Here is a 20,686-nt window from a genome sequence, read left to right on the forward strand (position 1 = left end):
TGTTTCGTTCGGGCAGGTGCACGACGAATGTTCCGTAGCGCCGGCGCTATCGTCAAACCCGCGGCACTATCGGCAGCCGTTGTTGCAGCTCATCGACCAGGACCCGCGTATTTTCCGAATAGTCGACCGGCACGATGACCAGGTGCACGCCTCCGCCCGTGAATGCGTTCTCCAGCGCCGGTCGCAGCTCGCCGACCTCGCCGACCCGGGTTGCCTTGGCGCCGTAGGCGGCGGCGTAAGTCACGAAGTCCGGGTTACCGAACGTCATGCCGAAGTCCGGGAAGCGATCGACCGCCTGCTTCCACCGGATCATGCCGAAGGCATGATCTTCGATGATCAACACAACGAGGTTGAGTCCGAGCCTGACGGCTGTCTCCAGCTCCTGACTATTCATCATGAAACCGCCGTCGCCGCAGACCGCCATGATGCGGCGTTCCGGATAAAGTATCGCGGCCATGATCGCGGATGGCAGACCGGCTCCCATGGTGGCGAGGGCGTTATCCAGCAAGAGCGTATTCGCGACCTGTGTCCGGTAGTTTCTGGCGAACCAGATTTTATACATCCCGTTGTCCAGGGCGAGGATGCCGTCCGACGGTATGACTTCGCGGACATCGTGCACCAGACGTTGCGGCGTGAGGCGATCCTCGGTAGCGCGCGCGGCAATCCGGTTCAGAATACCCTCGCGCAACGGCAGGAGAGCTTGCGCATGGGGGATCTTGCCTTCGATGCGATCCGCAAGCAGCTTCAGCGAAGGACCCAGGTCGCCAATGACTTCCGCCTGAGGAAAGTAAACCTGCTCGACATTGGCCGGCAGGTATCCCACGTGGACGACCTTGGGGCCATTGATCCCCATGATGAACGGCGGCTTCTCGACCGTGTCGTGGCCGATGGTGACGATGAGGTCGGCCTGTTCTATAGCCTCATGCACATAGTCCCGCTCGGAGAGTGCCGCCGTCCCCATGTAGAGTTCGGTTCCGCCCGGGACCGTGCCCTTTCCCATCTGTGTCGTGAAATACGGAATCCGTGTCCGCAGAACGAACTGGGCGAGGTCCGCCGTCGATCGCGGACGCGATGCCGCCGCACCGAGCATCAAAAGCGGCGATTTCGCCTGCATGATCATCTGCGCAGCCCGATCGAGGGCCGTTGCATTTGCCAGCGGAAGTTCCACCGGATGAGGTGGAACCAAAGGGACGTCCCGACACTCTTCGGCGGCGATGTCTTCGGGAAGCTCCAGATGTACCGGTCCCGGACGCTCTTCCTCCGCCACGCGAAACGCTTCGCGTACGACCGTGGGAATCGACGCTGCGGAAACGATCTGGCGCGAAAGCTTCGTCAACGGTTTCATCACGGTCACGATATCCACGATCTGGAATCGCGCCTGCCGGGATGACAGGATCGCTTTCTGGCCGGTGATCATGATCATCGGCATGGCCCCGAGCAACGCATAAGCGGCACCTGTCGTCAGGTTCAGTGCCCCGGGACCGAGCGTCGTGATGCATACCCCTGGCTTGCCGGTAAGCCGGCCGTAGGTGGCGGCCATGAAGGCCGCCGCTTGTTCATGCCGTGTGAGGACGAGTTGAATCGACGACTTCCGGATGGACTCGACGACGTCGAGGTTTTCCTCTCCGGGGATACCGAAAATCCGGTCGACACCCTCGTTCTCGAGAGCGGCGACTAACAGGTCGGAGCCTTTGGCCACGGTAACTCTCCCATTCAAAAGCGGAACGTCGCGACGGCTACGTCGGAAAAAATCACATGCGCGGCGCCAGAGTACAACGAACTTCCCGAAGGCTTCGACACCATAACCACTCCATGCCTGAGAGGTATGCCCCTCTGCTTACAAAGTCTTTTCCATGCACGTCACGGAAGCCCACAGTGGCCTCCATGGACGCATGGATAGTCGATAGACAAGACATATCTCTGCTCCTGAGTCAGTTACATGCATCCATCTGTCATCGGGAATAACGCAATGAGCAAGCAAGTCGTTTTGATTACGGGAGCCCTCACGGGCATAGGCCGTGCCGCTGCCGTCGCCTTTGCCAAAAAGGGCGCGAAGGTAGCCGTTGCCGGCCGGCGCGACGAGGTCGGCAACGCACTGGCCGTGGAGCTTCGCTCTTTCGGCGCGGAGGCGGAATTCATCAACGTCGACGTCCGCAAAGAGGACGAGGTCCGCGCCATGGTCGACAAGACGGTCGCACGGTTTGGCCGTCTCGATATCGCAGTGAACAACGCTGCCACCGAAGGCCAGGTTGGTCCGATTACGGACCAGACCGCTGAAAGCTATGCCGCGACGTTCGACACGAATGTCCTCGGCGTGGTCCTGAGCATGAAACACGAAGTGCGCGTCATGCAAGGACAGGGCAGCGGCAACATTATCAACATCTCCTCGACCTACGGTCACGAGGGTGCAGCGGGAGCCTCGATCTATGTCGGTAGCAAGCATGCGGTCGAAGGCATCACCAAGTCGGTGGCGCTCGAGATCGCCCAGTCGGGAATCCGTGTAAACGGCGTGGCGCCCGGCCCCACGGATACCGGCATGTTGACCCGCTTTACAGGCACGCCAGAGAACAAGGCGGCTCTGGTGTCGGGAGTTCCGCTAGGTCGCCTCGGCCTTTCGGAAGAAGTAGCCGACGCTATCGTATTCATCGCATCGGATGCCGCTTCATTCATCACGGGCCATATCCTCAACGTCGACGGCGGCCACACCGCCAACTGATCCTGTCCGGATGCGGAGTTCTTCTCCGCATCCGGCCTGATGCATCGAGTGAGATGGCGCGCGTGGCGCCTGACGAGAACGCTACGGGAGCGCCATCGTCACAGCTTCGATCCGCCGTCCACCTGCAAGATGTCGCCCGTGATCCAGCGCGCCTCGTCCGAGGCAAGGAAAGCAACCGCACCAGCAATATCGTCAGGCTGCGCCACGCGCTTGAGCGCCTGCATGCCGAGCGCCGCGTTGCGGCCCTCTTCGGTCTTGGTGAAGTTCGACATCTCCGTCTCCACCACACCCGGTGCGACGGCGTTGACGCGGATACCGCGCGGCCCGAGCGACGCGGCGAGATGCTTGACCAGCGTGTCCACCGCGCCCTTGGTCGCCGCATAGGCGGACAGATTGCCCACGACGGCACGCGCGGCGAGCGACGAGGTGAAGACGATATTGCTTCCCGTGCACATGGCCGGCAATAACTGCTGGATCAGGAAGTACGGAGCACGCACGTTGACGGCAAAGAGCTGGTCGAAATCATCGATGGTGGTCTCTTCGATCGATGCCGCCTTCGAGATACCGGCATTGGCGACAAGAATGTCCAGCCGGGCGCCGATGATGCCGCGAACCTGTCTGGCTAGTTCATGCGGGCCATCCGGCGCGCTCAGATCCGCTCCCACTTTCTCGGCACGGCCACCCGCCGTGCGAATCTGCGCCACGACGGCATCGGCTTCCTTTTGCGCGCTACTGTAGTGGACAAGAACCTGCGCGCCGGCTTTGGCCAGCGCAAGCGCAACGGCCTTGCCGATGCCGCGCGAAGCGCCAGTCACCAGGGCGGTTTTACCAGTGAGGTTGCTCACGAGGTTTCTCCGTTTTCATGGGGTATTGGGTAGAGGGAATATCAGTGCTCGAGTACTTCGATCGTATCGACGCGATCCGGGTAAAACGCGACGTGGTCCTTGATCAGGGCGACAGCATCGTAGGGTTGCTCGTACGTCCACACCGCATTCGTGGCGCGTTCGCCACCGGCAGGAATGCTGTAGTAAGCGCAATCGCCCTTGTAGGGACAGTAAGTCGCGTGTTCGGTACGTTGCAGAAGCGTCATGTCGACGTCCTGCCGGGGGATGTATTGGACCGCCGGATAATTGGCCTCTTTCAGCGTCAATGCATTACCCGTATCCGCGACTGTGCGGCCAGCGATCTTCACAACGACGCGCTGTTCGTTGCGAACGATCGTGATGGGATGATCCGCTCCGGGTACCTTGATCGTCCTGGCATTGGGGGATGTGGGCTGGGTCACGGTCTGTCTCCACGAAGGATAACGACGAAGGGTCGTCCCGCCCAGTAAAAGAGGCGAGACAAGAGGCGTTTGTCCTGGCGGGTTATTCGGCCAGGAAAGTCGAAACGTGCTGCACGAATCGCTCGGGATACTGGTATTGCGACCCGTGGTTGGCGTCGGGATACAGGATCAACTGCGCATTGGGAATATTCTGTTGAAGGATGTAAGAGTTGGCCGTGTAGATGATCACGTCGCTGTCGCCGTTGATGACCAGGGTCGGCTGCGTGAGCGCTCTCAGATACGTATACGGGTTTTCGCGCGGAGCGCCCCATTTGGTAAGCGCTTCGATCTGCGCCGGCGCCACCTTCTCGTCGACCTCCGGATCGCGGTTCTCGATGCGCTGGCGAAAGCGTTTGAGAAAGGCACGACCCGCGGTCTGGCTGGCATCCGAATCCGTGAAAAAGACTTTCAGCCACAGATGATCCGGTTCGTCATAGGTGGCACCGAACACCTGCTGCGCCTCCGGCGTGAGCGAGGACATGCCTTCGCCGCTACGCGGGCCGGTGCCGACCAGAATCAGTTTGCGAACGAGTTTCGGCTCATCCAGGGTCAAGGTTTGCGCAATCAGACCACCTAACGAAAAGCCGAGTACGTCGACCCGGTCCAGACCAAGTGCCTTGATAAATGCCGCCGCATTGACGGCCATGCCTTCAATGGTGGTCGGCACCTCACCGGTGCTGCTCGCGATGCCGGCGTTGTCGAACAGAATCACTTCGCGATCTTTGGCAAAGCCATCGGTGATGGCGGGGTCCCAATGATCCATCGTGCCGGTGAAGTGCATGTTGAGTACGAGAGGAACGCCACCGGCTTTGCCGAAGCGTCGATAGGCAAAGCGAATGCCGTTGGCGTCGACGTACCGGGTGGGGGCCGTTTGATGGGTATGGCTGCTCAAGTCGGAACTCCTCTGGAATGGTTCGGGTCGATATCACGGGGCGCAGGAAGAGCCTTTCAGGCATGGCTATCGATTCGGGATGCTTCGCCACAATGCGAAATCTCCGCTCCTGTAGCGCACTTGAAAAAGACTTTGTAAGCTGGTCCCCATGCCTGATAGGCATGACATGGAAAAGAATCCGTGGAATTGCGCCACCTCCGGTACTTTGTCGCGGTCGCCGAAACGGGCAGCCTGACGGTGGCTGCCGAACGCCGCCTGCACACGTCGCAGCCGTCGCTAAGCCGGCAGATCAAAGATCTGGAAGATCAGGTCGGTGTGGATCTGCTGATCCGTAGTGCGCGGGGAGTAACCCTTACCGAGGCAGGCAAGGTGTTCTTCGACCATGCGCGCCTGGCGTTGAGCCAGGTGGACGCCGCCATCGACGCTGCGCGCAGGGCCGCGCAACCGGGTAAACAACGCTTCGCACTGGGTTTTCTTACCGGGCAGGAAATGACCTGGCTGCCTGAAGCCATGCACATTCTTCGCGCCGAGCTGCCGAACATCGAAATCACCGTTTCAAGCGACTATTCGCCGGACCTCGCCGAAGCGCTGGTTCGTGGCAAGCTCGACCTCGCGTTCTTGCGCGCAGAACCCGATTACGAACTCGTCTACCGCCCGGTGACGCACGAGCTGCTGATAGTGCTGATGCCCAGCGACCATCGACTGGCGTCGCGCGACACGATTCGTCCCCAGGATCTTGTGGGAGAACCCTTCATAGGCATGGGGAACAAGGCCACCGTGCTGCGTGCGGTGATCGACGACTACCTTGAGCGCTCCGGCGTTGACATCACACCGGAACAAGTCGTCGACAACCCTGCCATGGTGATGTCACTGGTGGCTTCGACACGTGGCCTGGCACTGATTCCCGCTTATGTGCAGAACCTAATGCCCTGGTCGGTAATCAGCCGTCCCTTGTCAGGTCAGGCACCCACCATCGATCTGGCGGTTGGCTACAGCAAATCGAACAAATCGCCGATCCTGAAGATGTTTCTGTCGCATCTGGATGACCTGATCGCACGCGTTTCGAAGCCTCGGCCGTGAGTCGAAGCGATGAAGTATTTTGCATGAAATCCCGTCGCCCTGTCCGGTCGCCCTATCGACACGACACCGGCAATCGTGTGGCCGCGCCATGGATAGCGGAAGCAAGCTGATCCTGGCTTCCCGAAGTACCGATGCTGGCCATCCGCTGACGACACAACGCCACGACATGCTTTCGCGCATCGGCACGCATGGCGGCACATTGCCATGCTCCCGTCTCGTCCAGCGGCAACGCGCCATAAGCGATACGGACGCAGTCATCCCGTGACCGGTCGCCCAGGGACTCACCCCCATACTCCACCGATGCCGCAGCCAGCGATGATTCGAAGAAGCTGTCTGGAAATGCCTGTGCATACTTTGCGGGCTCGATCGTTACGTTAAACGAACCTATCCCTGCACCGAATCGCCCTTCGCATGGCGCACGCGAAGCAATCTCCCGGATGGCGCCATACAACCGGCCGCGCCATGCCGGCTTTCCGGCAAGCGCGGTCGCGGAGCCCTTCAGGACCGGAAGCTGCGCGGCCGCCGCCATATGCCCCAGCTCGTGGGCGTGATCGGGATGACAGCGTCGACGCTGCGCGGCCACGATAAGGAAGACGACGTCGCTGGCGAAGTCATCATGGTCATTCAACAGTTGCCCCAGGCTTTCCTCTTCAGGCCCCAGAACGGCATACAACGGAGGAGGCAATCCGACATGCCCTGCTTTGACGTCTACTGTTGCCGGATCGTCAGGCCGCTCAGGCTCGCACGCAAAAAATGTGGCGCCGGCGATCACGATCAACGCGACACCGGCGCCGCCTAACCGACGCATCGAAACATGGCGCGCAAACGACTTCACCCGGCAGCGGACGACCACAAGGGAAAGGGATCCTGAAACGCCTGCCAGGCGACGGGACCACGGACGAATTCGTCGTCGCGCAGCAAGCATGTGTCCAGCGTCGCGCGGATATCCGCTTCGGGCATGTCGATACCGATCATTACCAGCTCCTGCCGACGGTCGCCGAACATCGGATGCCATACGTCTTCCAGCGCTTGGCGCTGTTCGATACTGGGCAGTTCGCTCCCGGAAGGTGGGCGTACCGCCAGGTCCTGCGATCCGAACGGACGTCGCATCCCTGCCCTGACGCGCAACCGGCTTGCCCACCAGTGGCCGGCGGGTGTCGTTTCGGTCGCGCCTCCGGCAATCGCGAGATTGCCCACCCAGTCCATCCGGTTGGCCAGCCAGAAGTATCCCTTCGCTCGGAGCACGCCGGGAATGCCGCGGGTCAGCAAGTCCTGAAAGCGTGCTGGATGAAAAGGCTTGTCGCTGCGATAGACGAAGCTCGTAATGCCATACGCTTCGGTCTCGGGTTGGTGTTCGCCTAAAAGTTCCTTGGCCCAGCCCGGCGCGCGCTGTGCTCGTTCGTAATCGAACAATCCCGTATCGAGTACCGCGGCGAGTTCGACTTCACCGCGAGTCGCATCGACAAGCCGGGCGTCGCGATTGAGCGCGCGAAGCACCCTGTGCACATCGAGACGCTGATCGTCAGTCAGCCGATCGCATTTATTGACGACAATGACATCGGCGAACTCGATTTGCTCGGTAAGCAGATTGACCAGCGGCCGCGCATCGCCCTCACCCGCCGTCTCGCCACGCTGGGCAAGCGTGTCGGTCGAACCATAGTCGGCCAGAAGACTGTGACCGTCGACCACGGTGACCATCGTATCCAGCGTAGCCACATCGGACAGACCGAACCCCGCATCGTCGCGCACATGGAAGGTCGCCGCGACAGGCATCGGTTCGGAAATGCCCGTCGATTCGATAAGGAGATAGTCGAAGCGGCCCTCGTCGGCCAGTCGCTTTACCTCTTGCATCAGATCGTCGCGCAAGGTGCAGCAGATGCATCCATTGCTGAACTCGACGAGCTTCTCGTCGGTGCGACTCAGCTCGGCACCCCCGTCGCGAATCAGCGCGGCGTCGATATTTATTTCGCTCATGTCGTTGACAATCACGGCGACGCGGCGTCCTTCACGATTGCACAGGACATGGTTCAGTAGTGTCGTTTTTCCCGCACCGAGGAACCCGGAAAGAACAGTTACCGGCAAGAGTCGCTCACGATTTTTCATAGGTTTCTCCCGATGTATTTAGGCGCATGCCTGTTGCAGACGCTTCTATTCGAATGCGTTGCGAAGTCGTTCGTCGTCGTCGTTTCGATAGATTTCCAGCGTGGCGCCATCCATGGCATACGCCGACGACGCCATGGCGTTTTGGGTAACCACCGTATGCAACGTCCCCTTCAGGGTGAACGTGTCGTACAAGCTCGGTGTATCGACAGGCGTAGTCAGCCAGACGTGCACCAACATGTTCGGCGGTGGTGGCGGCACATGAATGCATGCGCCGTAGAAAGGAACGAAGAAGAACTCCGTCATATGTCCGTTGCCGTCCGATTCGAGCGGCACGACGAATCCCGGCAGGCGAACCTTCCGCCCCTCCAGTGCCGCAACGGTATGCAGGGTTCCCACCTGCGCGCTTCGCTGCGAGCCGATGTGCAGGACGGGTGGCGCGTCCTCCAGAAGTTTCATGTCCTCCGGCGGCACCATCTGGCTCCAGTCCAGTTCCGCATACCCGTCCTTATCGGATGGGCCGAGCGCGGACTGGGTCGCGACGATGCCACGCGATGCCGCATAGGTTTCCGCAGCAAGTGCGCCATCGGCTGCCGAGGCCGCGCGTCGGGCACGGCCCTCGTCAGCCTGCTGCTGAGCGGCGGCCAACGGATTCGGCGCGATTGCCGCGGAGTCCGCATCGCTTCGGTCGCCACACGCAACAAGCCCAGGGAACAACGCGGCGAGCGGCAATAGCCGAAGCAATGACCATGCACGCATCACAGGCGAACCTGCAAGCCATCGGCAAGAGAACGTCGATAAGCGATCCAGCCCGGGATGCACCCGGCGACCAGACCAAGACACATGACTGCCGCCAACAGTCCCCACTCGGAGCGTGCCGGTGCCACATCCAGCGACAACCCGAAATGCGCCAGGACATATCGATGACTCAACGAGAGTGCCGCATATAGCAGGAGATAGCCGAGAACGGCACCGGCCGCGGTAAGCGCAACGCTTTCGGCGACAAGCAAGGCGAATACCGTTCCTGCCGACGCGCCCACCGCGCGAAGGATCGCCATCTCGCGCCGACGCTCGTTGAGCATGCTCAACAAACCCGTCAACATACCCATCATGCCCACGACGACGACCATCGCGCTGATGATGCGCAGCGTATTCTCCGCCGTGCCGATCAGATGCCACAGCTCGCCAAGCGCGACGCCGGGCAGAATAGCCAGAAGCGGCTCTTCGGGATAATCGTTGACCGCTCGCTGAAATGCGAAAGCCGAAAGCCGCGATTTCAGGCCCACCAGACAGGCGGTAATTGCTTTCGGTGTGAGGTCCAGGTACCGGGCATCGTCCGCGTTTCCACCAGCACCGGGCAGTCGCACCCCGGAGCGCCAATCGACATGAATCGCCTCGATAGCCTCAAGACTGACGGCGACCGTCGCGTCGACGGGCGTGCCCGTGGGCGCCAGCACACCGACGATGCGAAACGGTTTATCGGCATGCATGGCCGACGCAGGGCCGCCCAGACCATGCGCAAGGACGATCCGGTCACCGATCTTGTATTGCAGGCGACGCGCGACCTCGGCACCGACGACGGCATCGTACAAATCGTCGAACGGGCCGCCGCGATCGAAATTCAACGGCTGCCCGCGGCCATAGCGATAGTGGACAAAGAAGTTTCGCGACGTCCCCATCACACGGAATCCACGATGCGAATCGCCCAGCGACAACGGCACCGTCCAGGCCACGTCGGGCATCGCCGCGATCTGTTCGTAGGTCTTCCAGGTGATGTTGTTGGTCGCTTCGCCAACGTGGAATATCGAATACAGAAGCAAGTTGACCGAGCCCGAGCGTGCACCGACGATCAGGTCTGTCCCGGCGACGGTGCTGGCAAATCCCTGGCGCGCGTCCGTGCGTACGCGTTCCACGCCAAGTAGAAGGAATACGCTCAGGGCAATCGTAAACACGGTAAGCGAAGCACCGGCGCGGCGTTGTCGAAGACTCTTCCACGTCAACCGAACGAGTTCCACCTCATGCCTCCATCTGCCGCGAAGGGGAGGTCTCAAGCGTAACGACCCGATCGAACTGGCTGGCGAGTGCCATGTCGTGACTCACAAAAATCAGTCCCGCACCATGACGCGCGCATTCGGCCAACAGCAGGCGAAGGAATCCATCTCGCGTAGCGGCATCCAGTGCCGATGTCGGTTCGTCGGCAAGCACCAGATCGGGCCCACCGATCAATGCACGCGCGGCGGCCACGCGCTGCTGCTGACCCACGCTGAGTTGACCGGTGCCCCGTCGTTCGAGAATGCGCGCATCCAGACCAAGGGCGACCAGGAGCCGGAGCGCTTCGTCACGCACCGTCCGGCCCGACGCCATGGCGCGGGCCTTCCGTAGAGGTGAAAACGCGCAGCCGAGCATGACGTTCTCGACCGGATCGAGAAACGGCAGCAAATTGAACTGCTGAAAGATGAAACCGAGAAAGTCCGCGCGGAACCGGTCGCGCCGGGCTGGCGTAAGAACCGACAGGGATTGTTCGAGTACGACAAGCTCCCCTCCCTGCGGTTGCAGAACGCCTCCGATCAGTCCGAGGAGCGTGCTCTTGCCGCTGCCGCTCGGCCCGCAAAGAAAAACACGCTCGCCTTGCCCCACCTGAAAATCGCGGATCGTCAGCGTGGCATGCGTACGCGGCCACGAGAAACGCAGGTCGCGGCAGGTCAGCAACGGCACGGCACCCCACGGAATCATGGCTTGAGGTCGATCCTGACCATGCCCGGATCGAGTTCCTGACGCAGGGCTCCGTCATGCAGCAGCACATCGGCAACGATCGTATGCGTCGCCGGGAACACGTCGACGAGTCGCACGTCGATGGCATCCAGTGCGGATACATGCGAGCAGCGGAATCGATAAGTCGCTTCCAGCTCGGCGTGCATTCCAACGACTGCATCCTGCCCGTAGCCATGGGGGGTGACCTCGACCGACACAGGCACACATGCCGCCGCGGCCGAAGGCTGCAGCCATGGTTGGGAGGCATGCAGTTTTGCCACGGCGTTCTTGTATGCCGCCCCTTCCACCGGTCCCGCTGGTGGATGCTCGAAACCCACCGCATCCGCTCCCGGAATGACGAGAGAAACATCGAGCGTATCGCCGTCGACCACCACCTGGACGCGTGTCTGCCCGTGCACGTGGGGGCCGAGCTGACGGACATCCTGAGCGCGTACGGAAGCGACGGCGATGCTGGTCACCCACAGAAATGCCGCGATGGAATTTCTCATATGTCACTTGATGCAATGTTATAACGTTACATTATCGGAAGATATTCAAGTTGTCCATGCCCCGCTACGCCCCGTCCGTCGCGCTTGATCGCATCGCCGCCACGTGGGCGGTGATCTGCGCTGTTCATTGCTTTGCGTTGCCACTCCTGCTCTTCGCCATCCCCTCCCTCTCTATCGCACTGTATTCGTTCAATGCTCCTAACCGGGGCATAGCCATGGCGCTCCTCCGACTGATCAGTCTCGAGCCGTGGTTCATTGGATTCGGATTGTTCCTCAGTGCGTTCGCCATGGCTCACGGATGCCGATGGCACCGCTCGCCCTACCCTTCGCTGATCGCGTGCAGCGGTGGTGTATCGCTCGTCGCGGCGTGGTACGGGCGCATGCTGGTCGGCGGCTGGGTACACATCGCAGGCGTCGTCCTGGGTGGCGCCCTTCTGGTCACCGGGCATCTCGTCAATCTGCGGATGCTTCGCAGGCAGGAAAAAAACCGGGGGCCGCGCATACCGCCGCCCCCGGTTTCATCGATGGAAACGTCCCGGCAACCGTGATCGACGCACCCTATCCTCCGTCAATGATCGATACCGTGCGCACGTAATACGTCGGCGATATCGAAACGCCAGATATTGCGCGACCCGTTGAGCGGGCCTTGCAGACGTCCCTGCAAAGAAGCCGCGGTGTCGCGCGGCTTGGGGAATCGCATCTCGTCCTGCCGATTGCTCGATACATAGAGTTCGCCGAAGTGGCGACCGACAGAGGGCGCGTTCTCCAGCGACGCGCTATTGACCTCGCCGGGCAGATGTACTGGCTTGCCCCATTTTCCATCCGCATCGCGGAATACGATGTAGATATCGGCGCTACCCAGCGAATCGCCTTCGTTGCCGGCATAGACGAGGAATCGCTCCTCGGGATCCACGCCCGGATCCATGCGATTGCGGCCGATGTCGCCCAGGTCCAGCAACTGTGGAGCTGCGTAACCGTTCGCTGTGCGACGTGCGACATATATCTGATAAAGCTTTCCAGAGTCGTCCCTGTGCGCGGAGAAGTAGATATTTCCGTTGGCCGCCACCGCTGGGTTGTAAAGCATCGCGCCGTCGTTGAGCGCACCGTCCACGTGTACCGGCTCGCCCCAGCCCCCGTCCGCCCGTTGTTCGGCGTACCAGAGATTCGTGCCGGGAAATCGCTGCCCACCTATCTCCGCCATCAACGGCGCGTCGCCGGGATGAACCGGACGGTTGGACACGAAGTACAGACGCTTGCCGTCCGGGGACATCGCCGGTTCGGAGTCATGCCACTGCCCTGAAAACGAGGCGACTTCCGGTGCCGACCAACGGCCCCCGCTACGATGCGAGACCAGGATGGTGTCGTCCTTCTCGGCGAAATCCGAGCGCATGAAGAACAGCGTGTTGCCATCGGGCGTAAGCGTGGCAGACGTTTCCTGCTGACCGGTGGAAATGATGCCGGGGCCAAGCAATTCGCCAGCCCTGACCGATACCGCGACCAGCGCCAACGACATGGCCAGAACGAATGTGTTCAATCGCATGCTGCTTTCCTTTCCCGCTTGGGGATGCTTTGTCGATCCACAGCATCGTGCTGGGAACGCTTAGGCGCAGCCGATTTGTGACCGGTGGTCGCCGCCGAGGGACAAGCGGCCGGATGGCCGGGGCGAACGGTGCATGTGGCCGCAGCCACGTGTATCAGGGCATGCCCAATGCACGGCGTGCCTGCGTACGAAAGCGCCGGCTGAGGTTGAGCCGCGTCCCGTCGTACAACGCCACTTCGGCACTGCCCTGGAACAGCGGATGCACTTCCCGGATGCGCTCGATATTGACCACGGTACCGCGATGGATACGCAGGAACCGCGCGGGATCGAGCGTCGTCAGCAGATGTCGCAAGGTCTCGCGATGAAGATACGCCTTGCCGCCGGTATGGATGTGCACATAGTTACCGTCGGCACGTATCCAGTCGATATCGGCCGTGGCAATCACGCGTATGTGTTCGCCACTGTGCACGCTGATGCGTTGCAGATAGGGCGTGGCACGAACGGTGGAAACGCTCCCCGCTAAAGCCGCGTGCAGTCCCTGCCAATGTTGCCGTACGCGGGTCATGGCCTGATCGAAACGGGCCTGATCGATCGGCTTGAGCACATAATCCAGCGCATTGGCATCGAACGCGCGCAAGGCATGCTGACCGAAAGCCGTGGCGAACACCACCATCGGCAACGTCCCCGGATTCAGGTTGTGCAACAGCTTGAATCCGTCCATACCCGGCATGCGTATGTCCAGGAATAACAGGTCTGGATCGAGTGCCTTGATGGCCTGCTGGGCTTCGAAGGCATTGCCGCATTCGCCGACGATCTCGACATCCGCATGCGAACCCAGCGCCTGGCGCAGGGCCAATCGAGCCAGCACTTCGTCGTCGACGAGCAAGGTGCGGATGGATGGCAAAGTCACGTTGCTTGCTCCCGGAACGGAAAACGCAGCTCCACCCGTGTCCCCCCTTCCGGCTTGTTCCATAGTTCCAGTGTCGCCGCCGTGCCAAACAGCATTTCCAGTCGGGTGCGGGTATTGCCAAGCCCCAGTCCGTCCTTCGGGCCATCCGGCGGCAAACCGAGACCATCGTCGTCCACCTGCAAACGCAGCTCGTCCCCATCGCGCCGGGTGACGATATGCAGGGTGCCGCGCTCGGGCTTGTCCAGCAGGCCGTGATGCAGTGCGTTCTCGACCAGCGGTTGCAGGATCATGTTGGGTACCAGCGCATGCACCGTATTGCCGGCGATATCCAAGTGCGTGGTCAGCCGATCCTGGAAACGTACCTGCTGGATGCCCAGATAGCATTCCAGGAATTCCAGTTCGCGCGACAGCGGTACCTGCTGCGCATGACGTTCCTCCAACGTAAGCCGCAGGAAGTCGCTCAATCGCGCAATCATCAGCCGTGCCTGCACAGGGTCGGCCAGCGCCAGCGCCGAAATCGCGTTGAGCGTGTTGAACAGGAAATGCGGCTGCAACTGCACACGCAGCGTCTGCAGCTGCGATTGCACCAGCCGGGTTTCCAGTTGCGAACTGCGCAGTCTTTCGTCGCGCAGCCGCCGCTGCGATTCCATCCCGCGCAACACCACCAGCAGCACCCAATAGGTAATCCAGCCGAGATGGACGTTATAGACGGACTGCATGCGTGCGAACGCAGCGAAGGACATGTCGCTCCTGGACGCGGGCGGCCCGCAAAGCAGCCAGTAAATCGACATCAAAATCATTACCTGGATCGCGGAAATCGCAACGCTGCATGGCACATGCACGGCCCAGAAACGCGCCCAGCCGTGGCCGCCGCCGCGACGCCCGAGCCAGGCGACCAGCGGCGTCAGCAGCATCCAGAGATAGAAGTTGGTGAGGTTCCATGTGAGCGGACGGGACCAGGCGACTGGCGACCCTTCGCTGATCGAGGAAATCACCATGCTGGCCGTGTAAGAAAGAGCCAGCATCGTCCAGAAGACGAAAACCAGCCCCCAGGTCTTCCAGCGTAGCGATGCGATGCGGTTGAACACATGATCCTCGTGGATGCCGTCCACCGGTTGCCGATCAGTTTGCAAGCCCGGACCGACTGCCGGAAGTGCCCAAAGACATCGATGGCGGATCCCGCCTCCGCCATCGGTCAGCCCGTTGCGCACACCACGGATGGTCTCGCACCGTGCGCTTCCAGCCATGGGGTCAACGATACACGCCAGATGTTATCGCCACCGTTGTTCCATGTCGCCGCACCGTCCGGACCGGAGGACGGCAAACGACGGTCGCTATAGAAATAGAGGGTCCGGCGATCGCACCCCCACTGGGCGCCCATGCTATGCGTGCCGCTGTTGACGGCATCGCCCAGATCCAGCGGCTTGCCCCAGCCGTCGCGGCCATGGAACGCGATAGCCAGCCGATAAGGCTGCGCGAGATTGTGCTTGATACTGAAGACGATATACGAGCGATCGGGAGCAATCGCCGGATCGCGTATCTGTGCCCCGGCGTTGCCCAACGACACCGGGGAAGGTGTCTGGTACCGGCCATCCCGGTACAGGGATCGCAGCAGGTGAAGGCCCAGATCCGGTGGGGTGCAGCCGATGAAATAAATGCTTCCGTCCGCGGCGATGCTCGGAGCGAAGGTCATGCCGCAAGCGTTCACGACATCCGGCAAGCGCACCGGCGTGCCCCAGTCCTTCTGCCGACGATCGACGCGCCAGATATTCATGCCAAGACCCGGCCTCCGCTTGCCGGTGCCGGTCGCATCGACAGGCTGACCGCCCGCCTCGGCCGGACGGTTGGAAACGAACAACAGGAACGAACCGTCCGGAGCCATCGCCGGATCGAGATCCCGCCAATGCCCCGAGAATGGCGCGGTTCGCGGAGCCGACCAGCCACCGTCGAGATGCGACTCCATCAGCGTCGATCGGTCGTCCGTGCCACGCATGAAATAGACCGTCCTGCCGTCCGGCGTGAAAGCCGGCGCGGCATCGTCGGCCGGTCCCGAGATGACGCCCGGTGCGAAGACGGCGGGTACCGGGGCGGCCGGCGGATGGCCCGGGCTACCCGCGCCGAAGAAAGCCATAACGCCAGCCGCCGTCGCGAACCCCATCGATAATTGCATGCCCGTTCCTTCGTCGCTCAGTCCCGCGTAGACATGCAAGCTAGCGTGAGGCCCGGCACGACGTCGCCCGTCCGGTGACGGCTGGTGCGTCCGCCGTGACGAACGGTGCGGATCGGCGGGTGAGCGGTCTTGCCAACCCGCGGACGACGCGGACAGCAACCTGAAACCCTACCCGGCGATGAATTTGTAGTATAAATTACATCCACTACTGACAGACTTCCGGGTTTCGTCCAACCTTCACGGCAACGGTCCGTCGCGACGCGGCCGCTTCCGCCGCGAGGCTATTCACCCCAAGGAGAGAGCGAATGGTGAAACCCATTGCCGTACGCAGCCTGCACAACCAGGTAATTCAGGAATTGGGGCGATTGATCGTGAGTGGCGAGCTCGAGGCGGGCAAGGGCCTGCCACGCGAGGAATTGCTTGCGGAACGCATGAACGTAAGTCGTACCGCGCTACGCGAAGCGATGAAGGTGCTCTCGGCCAAGGGCCTGATCGAATCCCGCCAGAAAACGGGCACCCGGGTGCGGGAAGCCATTTACTGGAACCAGCTCGATGCCGACGTGCTTGCCTGGCGCTGCGCGTCGATGCCGACGGAAAGTTTCGTCGAGAAGCTGGTGGAAATGCGCGAGATCATCGAGCCCGCCGCCGCCGCCGCCGCTGCGCGCCGGCGCACGCCGGAGCAGTTGGCCGTTATCAAGGCCGCTTACGATGCGATGGATGCATCCGAGACCCTCGATGCCTGGGCGGAAGCCGATCTGGCCTTCCACGAAAGCATGCTCCAGGCCACCAATAACGAATTGATGACGTCGCTGTTCTCGGTCATCGAAACGGCGCTTGGCACCTATTTCGTACTGTCGGCGAGCAATTCGGCCAATTTCAAACTCGCCCTGCCCCAGCATCTGAAGGTCTACGAGGCGATCCGTCGCCGCCAGCCCGAGGTGGCGCGCCAGGCGATGGTGAAGATGGTGGACGACTCGCGCAACAACATCCGCCGCCATCAGGCCAGCAACAAGCAGGCCGGCAACAAAGCCTCGGCCTCATGAGCAAACCGATCGGCCTCGAAGAGGCAACTCTTACCCGCACGCGTACTGGCTGGACGGCCATATCGCCCATGTCTCTGGAAATCACTGCATGAAGATCACCCGCCTGACTACTTTCCTGGTGCCGCCGCGCTGGCTGTTCCTGCGTATCGACACGGATGCGGGCCTGTGCGGCTGGGGCGAGCCGGTAGTGGAAGGTCGCGCGCATACCGTCGCCGCGGCGGTCGACGAGCTGTCCGATTATCTGATCGGCAAGGATCCGCGCAACATCGAAGACCTCTGGAATCTGATGTATCGCGGCGGCTTCTATCGTGGCGGCCCCGTGTTGATGAGTGCGATCGCGGGCATCGACCAGGCGCTGTGGGACATTAAGGGCAAAGACCTGAACCAGCCCGCGCACGTGCTGCTTGGCGGCCCGGTGCGCGATCGCATCCGCGTGTACTCGTGGATCGGCGGCGATCGCCCGGCCGACACCGCCAAGGCGGCGAAGGATGCCGTGGCTCGCGGATTCACCGCGGTAAAAATGAATGCCACCGAGGAACTGCAGTACGTCGATACCTACGACAAGGTCGAACGCGTACTCGAAAACCTGCAAGCGGTGCGCGATGCGGTCGGACCGCACGTCGGCATCGGCCTGGATTTCCACGGCCGCGTGCACAAGCCGATGGCCAAGGTGCTGATGCGCGAACTGGCGCCATTCAAACTGATGTTCATCGAGGAGCCGGTGCTCTCCGAGCATCTGGAATCGATTCCCGAACTGGCGGCGATTTCGCCCGCGCCTATCGCGCTCGGCGAACGGCTGTATTCGCGCTACGACTTCAAACGCGTGCTGCAGATCGGTGGCGTGGACATCTTACAGCCCGATCCCTCGCACGCCGGCGGCATCACCGAAACGCGCAAGATCGCCGCCATGGCCGAAGCGTACGACGTGGCCATCGCGCTGCACTGCCCGCTCGGTCCGATCGCGCTGGCCGCCAACCTGCAACTGGACGCGGTCTGTCATAACGCGTTCATCCAGGAGCAGAGCCTGGGTATCCACTACAACGCAGCCAACGACCTGCTCGACTACGTTTCGGACCGCAGCGTCTTCACCTACGAAGATGGCTACGTCACCATTCCGCAGGGTCCGGGCCTGGGCATCACGGTGAACGAAGAGTACGTGACCGAACGCGCGGCGATCGGCCATCGCTGGCGTAACCCGGAGTGGCGCCATGCGGACGGCAGCGTCGCGGAGTGGTGATCGAAGCGACTTGCCGGATGGAAGACGCAGGATCGAATGAGTCATCCGGTCACCTACGACCGGATGACTCCCGAAGGCGGTCGCTCAGCGACCGCCTTTTTTCTGTGCACCGACGCGCTCGAACACCACGGCAGCGGCGTCCAGATCGCCGCGCAGTTCGATGTCGATACCGTGATGCTTCCAGTACGCCCCACTGGCGACCGCAGGCGTGCCTGCCGCGACCTTGCCGTGGATCAGTCGATAACGATACTGCGCCGCATCGTCCAGGCCTTGCAGATAGAGCGTGGGGTAAGCCAGCGCCTCCTGGCCCTGACGCAGGAAGGCAAACAGAACGGCCTGGCTGCCGTCGGCCGCTACCGATTCGGTCGCCGATTGCGGTGCACGATCCTGCGGCGACAGCAGGCGGTACAGCCGCCCATGCAGCACGGTTTCGCGAATGCCCTTATAGGCAGCGATGTAGTCTCGCGCGGTGGCATCCTCAGCGGGCGTCCACTCCAGGATGTTCGCGCCGATACCCAGGCCGCCCTGCATGGATGCCAGGAAACGGAAGTCCAGCGAACTGCGCCGTCCGTTGACCCAGTTCGGCGAACCGGTCACCCACGACATCATCACGGCCGGTGCATACGCATACGAGAAACCGTCCTGGATCGACAGGCGATCGGACGGATCGGTGTTGTCCGAAGGCCACACTTCGTCGGTCAGTCCCATGATGCCCAGATCGACGCGTGCGCCGCCACCCGAGCAGGACTCGATCTCGACGTTCGGATGGCGCTCGCGCAACCGGCGCAGGATGTCGTAAAGATTCTGCACGTAGGCGACGTACACCTTCTGCTGCTGTTCGGGCGGCATCTGCGGCCAGCCCGGTTCGGACCAGTTGCGGTTGTAATCCCATTTCAGGAACTGGATGTCGTTCTTGCTGAGCAGGTCATCCAGCATGTTGAACACGTACGCGCGCACATCCTCGCGCGCCAGGTTCAGCACCAGCTGATTGCGCGCCACGCTGCGTTGCCGTCCCTCGAAATTGAGTACCCAATCCGGATGCTGGCGATACAGGTCGCTATCCGGATTGACCATCTCCGGCTCGACCCAAATACCGAAGCTCATATCCAGCCCATGTACCTTGTCGATCAGCGGCTTGAGGCCGTTCGGGAATTTCTCGCGATTGACCGTCCAGTCGCCGAGCCCCGCATGATCGCTATTGCGTGCGCCGAACCAGCCGTCATCGACGACGAAGCGTTCCACACCCAGTTTCGCGGCCTTTTCGGCCAGACGCTCCTGATCGGCCTCGTGAACTTTGAACTCCGTGGCTTCCCACGAGTTGTAAAGGACGGGCCGCGGTTTCAGTTTCGAACTGGCGGGCAGGATGCGCGTCAGTTCGAATTTATGCATAAGACGCGACGCTTCGCCGATGCCTTCGTCGGTATAGCCAGCGTAGAACACCGGCGTATCGAGGCCCTGCCCCGGTTCGAGCCGGTAGGAAAAATCGAATGGATTGAAACCGCCGGTGACGCGTACCTGACTGAGGATGTCCTGATCGATGTGGATGCTCCACGAACCGCTCCACGCCAGCGCACCGAACCAGACACGCCCGTGCGACTCGTTCCATTCGGCACCGCGTGCGATGGCGAACCACGGATTGTTTTCGTCGCCCGTTGACCCACGCCGGCTTTCCAGCTCGGTGGCACCCGGCGTCACTGGCCGTGTGCGCACGTGCCACTCGCCAGCCCATGTGCCCGTGAGATACCGCAGCGAATAATCGGTAGCAGGCGGCAGGTTCCAGCTGGCCGCCGCGGCACGGTCGATGGTCAGCGGCTGCGCTGCGTGGTTTTCGATCCGGGCCGAACGGCCGATGATGCCGGTGGCCGGATCGACGATGTAACGCAGTGCCACCGTCACATCGGCTTTACTGTCACGCAGCGTGACCTGCAGGCTGCCGTTCTCGATCTTGTAGCTGTCGTAGCGAAGTATCAGGTCGCGATTGCCGTCGGCGAAATGCAGTTTCAGGTCGGGCATGACCGTGATCGGCCCGCCCCAACCCGCGTATTCCTGCGGCGTATTCGCACCCACGGGATCGAACGACGAGCGTTCCTTATGCACCGTGGCCGGACCGATGGGATCGTCCGTCGCCAGCCGCGATCCCCAGTAGAGGGTCTGAAGTATGCCGTCGCCATTCACGCCAAAGGCATAAGTGACCTTACCCGCGTCGATCCGGAAGACCCGGTGTTCGGCGTCGTAGCGAATCGGCGAGCCCTGTTGTTGCGAGAACGCCGATGTGGCTTCAGCCGTCGTGACGGCACTTCCTACCCACGTGCCCAGCGCCAGCATGGCGGCAACAATGGTCGTCTTCGTTCGCATCACTTGTCTATCCTCTGGATCGTCGGGCGTTGCCGCCTCGCATGCCGACCGGGCCGCGG

General features: G+C 61.7%; 20 protein-coding genes. 5 read left to right on the forward strand and 15 right to left on the reverse strand.

What is annotated here, in order from left to right:
- Window positions 1–52 precede the first annotated feature (52 nt).
- Window positions 53–1,699: an acetolactate synthase large subunit gene (locus AC3IR3_RS13400; protein ID WP_489192795.1), complete on the reverse strand. Its 1,647-nt coding sequence runs from the start codon at window positions 1,697–1,699 to the stop codon at window positions 53–55.
- Window positions 1,700–1,969: 270 nt separating this feature from the next.
- On the opposite strand from AC3IR3_RS13400, the gene AC3IR3_RS13405 reads away from it, so the two are divergent.
- Window positions 1,970–2,716 (forward strand): SDR family NAD(P)-dependent oxidoreductase, encoded by a 747-nt coding sequence (locus AC3IR3_RS13405; protein ID WP_489192797.1) that lies wholly within the window; start codon window positions 1,970–1,972, stop codon window positions 2,714–2,716.
- A gap of 98 nt (window positions 2,717–2,814) precedes the next feature.
- On the opposite strand, the gene AC3IR3_RS13410 is transcribed toward AC3IR3_RS13405, so the two are convergent.
- From AC3IR3_RS13410 to AC3IR3_RS13420, 3 genes are all read right to left on the reverse strand, one after another.
- Window positions 2,815–3,561, reverse strand: coding sequence for an SDR family NAD(P)-dependent oxidoreductase (locus AC3IR3_RS13410; protein WP_489192798.1), 747 nt, complete (start codon window positions 3,559–3,561; stop codon window positions 2,815–2,817).
- 41 nt (window positions 3,562–3,602) lie between these two features.
- Window positions 3,603–4,001, reverse strand: coding sequence for a DUF427 domain-containing protein (locus AC3IR3_RS13415; protein ID WP_489192800.1), 399 nt, complete (start codon window positions 3,999–4,001; stop codon window positions 3,603–3,605).
- Window positions 4,002–4,083: 82 nt separating this feature from the next.
- Window positions 4,084–4,932, reverse strand: coding sequence for an alpha/beta fold hydrolase (locus tag AC3IR3_RS13420; protein ID WP_489192802.1), 849 nt, complete (start codon window positions 4,930–4,932; stop codon window positions 4,084–4,086).
- A gap of 180 nt (window positions 4,933–5,112) precedes the next feature.
- On the opposite strand from AC3IR3_RS13420, the gene AC3IR3_RS13425 reads away from it, so the two are divergent.
- The gene (locus AC3IR3_RS13425) at window positions 5,113–6,012 is read left to right on the forward strand and encodes a LysR family transcriptional regulator (protein ID WP_489192804.1); all 900 of its coding nucleotides are present in this window, start codon (window positions 5,113–5,115) and stop codon (window positions 6,010–6,012) included.
- A gap of 52 nt (window positions 6,013–6,064) precedes the next feature.
- Here AC3IR3_RS13425 and AC3IR3_RS13430 read toward each other — a convergent pair whose 3' ends face one another.
- The 6 genes from AC3IR3_RS13430 to AC3IR3_RS13455 all read right to left on the reverse strand — a co-directional run bounded on the left by AC3IR3_RS13430 (window position 6,065) and on the right by AC3IR3_RS13455 (window position 11,372).
- Window positions 6,065–6,640, reverse strand: coding sequence for a hypothetical protein (locus tag AC3IR3_RS13430; protein WP_489192806.1), 576 nt, complete (start codon window positions 6,638–6,640; stop codon window positions 6,065–6,067).
- Window positions 6,641–6,843: 203 nt separating this feature from the next.
- Window positions 6,844–8,115: a GTP-binding protein gene (locus tag AC3IR3_RS13435; RefSeq protein WP_489192808.1), complete on the reverse strand. Its 1,272-nt coding sequence runs from the start codon at window positions 8,113–8,115 to the stop codon at window positions 6,844–6,846.
- Between the two features lie 45 nt (window positions 8,116–8,160).
- Window positions 8,161–8,871 (reverse strand): DUF3299 domain-containing protein, encoded by a 711-nt coding sequence (locus AC3IR3_RS13440; protein WP_489192810.1) that lies wholly within the window; start codon window positions 8,869–8,871, stop codon window positions 8,161–8,163.
- Window positions 8,871–10,127: an ABC transporter permease gene (locus AC3IR3_RS13445; protein WP_489192811.1), complete on the reverse strand. Its 1,257-nt coding sequence runs from the start codon at window positions 10,125–10,127 to the stop codon at window positions 8,871–8,873. The genes AC3IR3_RS13440 and AC3IR3_RS13445 overlap by 1 nt, the downstream gene beginning before the upstream one ends.
- A 1-nt stretch (window position 10,128) precedes the next feature.
- Window positions 10,129–10,845 (reverse strand): ABC transporter ATP-binding protein, encoded by a 717-nt coding sequence (locus tag AC3IR3_RS13450; RefSeq protein WP_489192813.1) that lies wholly within the window; start codon window positions 10,843–10,845, stop codon window positions 10,129–10,131.
- A complete protein-coding gene (locus AC3IR3_RS13455; RefSeq protein WP_489192815.1) occupies window positions 10,842–11,372 on the reverse strand; it encodes a ZrgA family zinc uptake protein in 531 nt (176 codons plus the stop codon). The genes AC3IR3_RS13450 and AC3IR3_RS13455 overlap by 4 nt, the downstream gene beginning before the upstream one ends.
- 56 nt (window positions 11,373–11,428) lie before the next feature.
- Between AC3IR3_RS13455 and AC3IR3_RS13460 the strand changes: the two genes are divergently transcribed.
- Window positions 11,429–11,920, forward strand: coding sequence for a MerC domain-containing protein (locus AC3IR3_RS13460; protein WP_489192816.1), 492 nt, complete (start codon window positions 11,429–11,431; stop codon window positions 11,918–11,920).
- A gap of 20 nt (window positions 11,921–11,940) precedes the next feature.
- Here the strand turns inward: AC3IR3_RS13460 and AC3IR3_RS13465 are convergent, their stop codons facing one another.
- The 4 genes from AC3IR3_RS13465 to AC3IR3_RS13480 all read right to left on the reverse strand — a co-directional run bounded on the left by AC3IR3_RS13465 (window position 11,941) and on the right by AC3IR3_RS13480 (window position 15,992).
- Window positions 11,941–12,912, reverse strand: coding sequence for a TolB family protein (locus AC3IR3_RS13465; RefSeq protein WP_489192818.1), 972 nt, complete (start codon window positions 12,910–12,912; stop codon window positions 11,941–11,943).
- A 154-nt stretch (window positions 12,913–13,066) separates the two neighbouring features.
- On the reverse strand, window positions 13,067–13,822 hold the full coding sequence (locus tag AC3IR3_RS13470) for a LytR/AlgR family response regulator transcription factor (protein WP_489192820.1): 756 nt from the start codon (window positions 13,820–13,822) through the stop codon (window positions 13,067–13,069).
- A complete protein-coding gene (locus AC3IR3_RS13475) occupies window positions 13,819–14,910 on the reverse strand; it encodes a sensor histidine kinase (RefSeq protein WP_489192822.1) in 1,092 nt (363 codons plus the stop codon). Before AC3IR3_RS13475 ends, AC3IR3_RS13470 begins: the two co-directional genes overlap by 4 nt.
- 107 nt (window positions 14,911–15,017) lie before the next feature.
- Window positions 15,018–15,992, reverse strand: a complete 975-nt coding sequence (locus AC3IR3_RS13480) for a TolB family protein (protein ID WP_489192824.1) — start codon at window positions 15,990–15,992, stop codon at window positions 15,018–15,020.
- Window positions 15,993–16,297: 305 nt separating this feature from the next.
- Between AC3IR3_RS13480 and AC3IR3_RS13485 the strand changes: the two genes are divergently transcribed.
- Entirely contained in the window at window positions 16,298–17,035 is a 738-nt protein-coding gene (locus AC3IR3_RS13485) for a FadR/GntR family transcriptional regulator (protein WP_489192826.1), read from the forward strand.
- A gap of 88 nt (window positions 17,036–17,123) precedes the next feature.
- Window positions 17,124–18,272: a galactonate dehydratase gene (gene dgoD, locus AC3IR3_RS13490; protein ID WP_489192828.1), complete on the forward strand. Its 1,149-nt coding sequence runs from the start codon at window positions 17,124–17,126 to the stop codon at window positions 18,270–18,272.
- 84 nt (window positions 18,273–18,356) lie between these two features.
- Here the strand turns inward: dgoD and AC3IR3_RS13495 are convergent, their stop codons facing one another.
- Window positions 18,357–20,627: an alpha-galactosidase gene (locus AC3IR3_RS13495; RefSeq protein ID WP_489192830.1), complete on the reverse strand. Its 2,271-nt coding sequence runs from the start codon at window positions 20,625–20,627 to the stop codon at window positions 18,357–18,359.
- Between the last annotated feature and the right edge of the window lie 59 nt (window positions 20,628–20,686).

Source organism: Luteibacter sp. GL_149 (genome assembly GCF_057834065.1).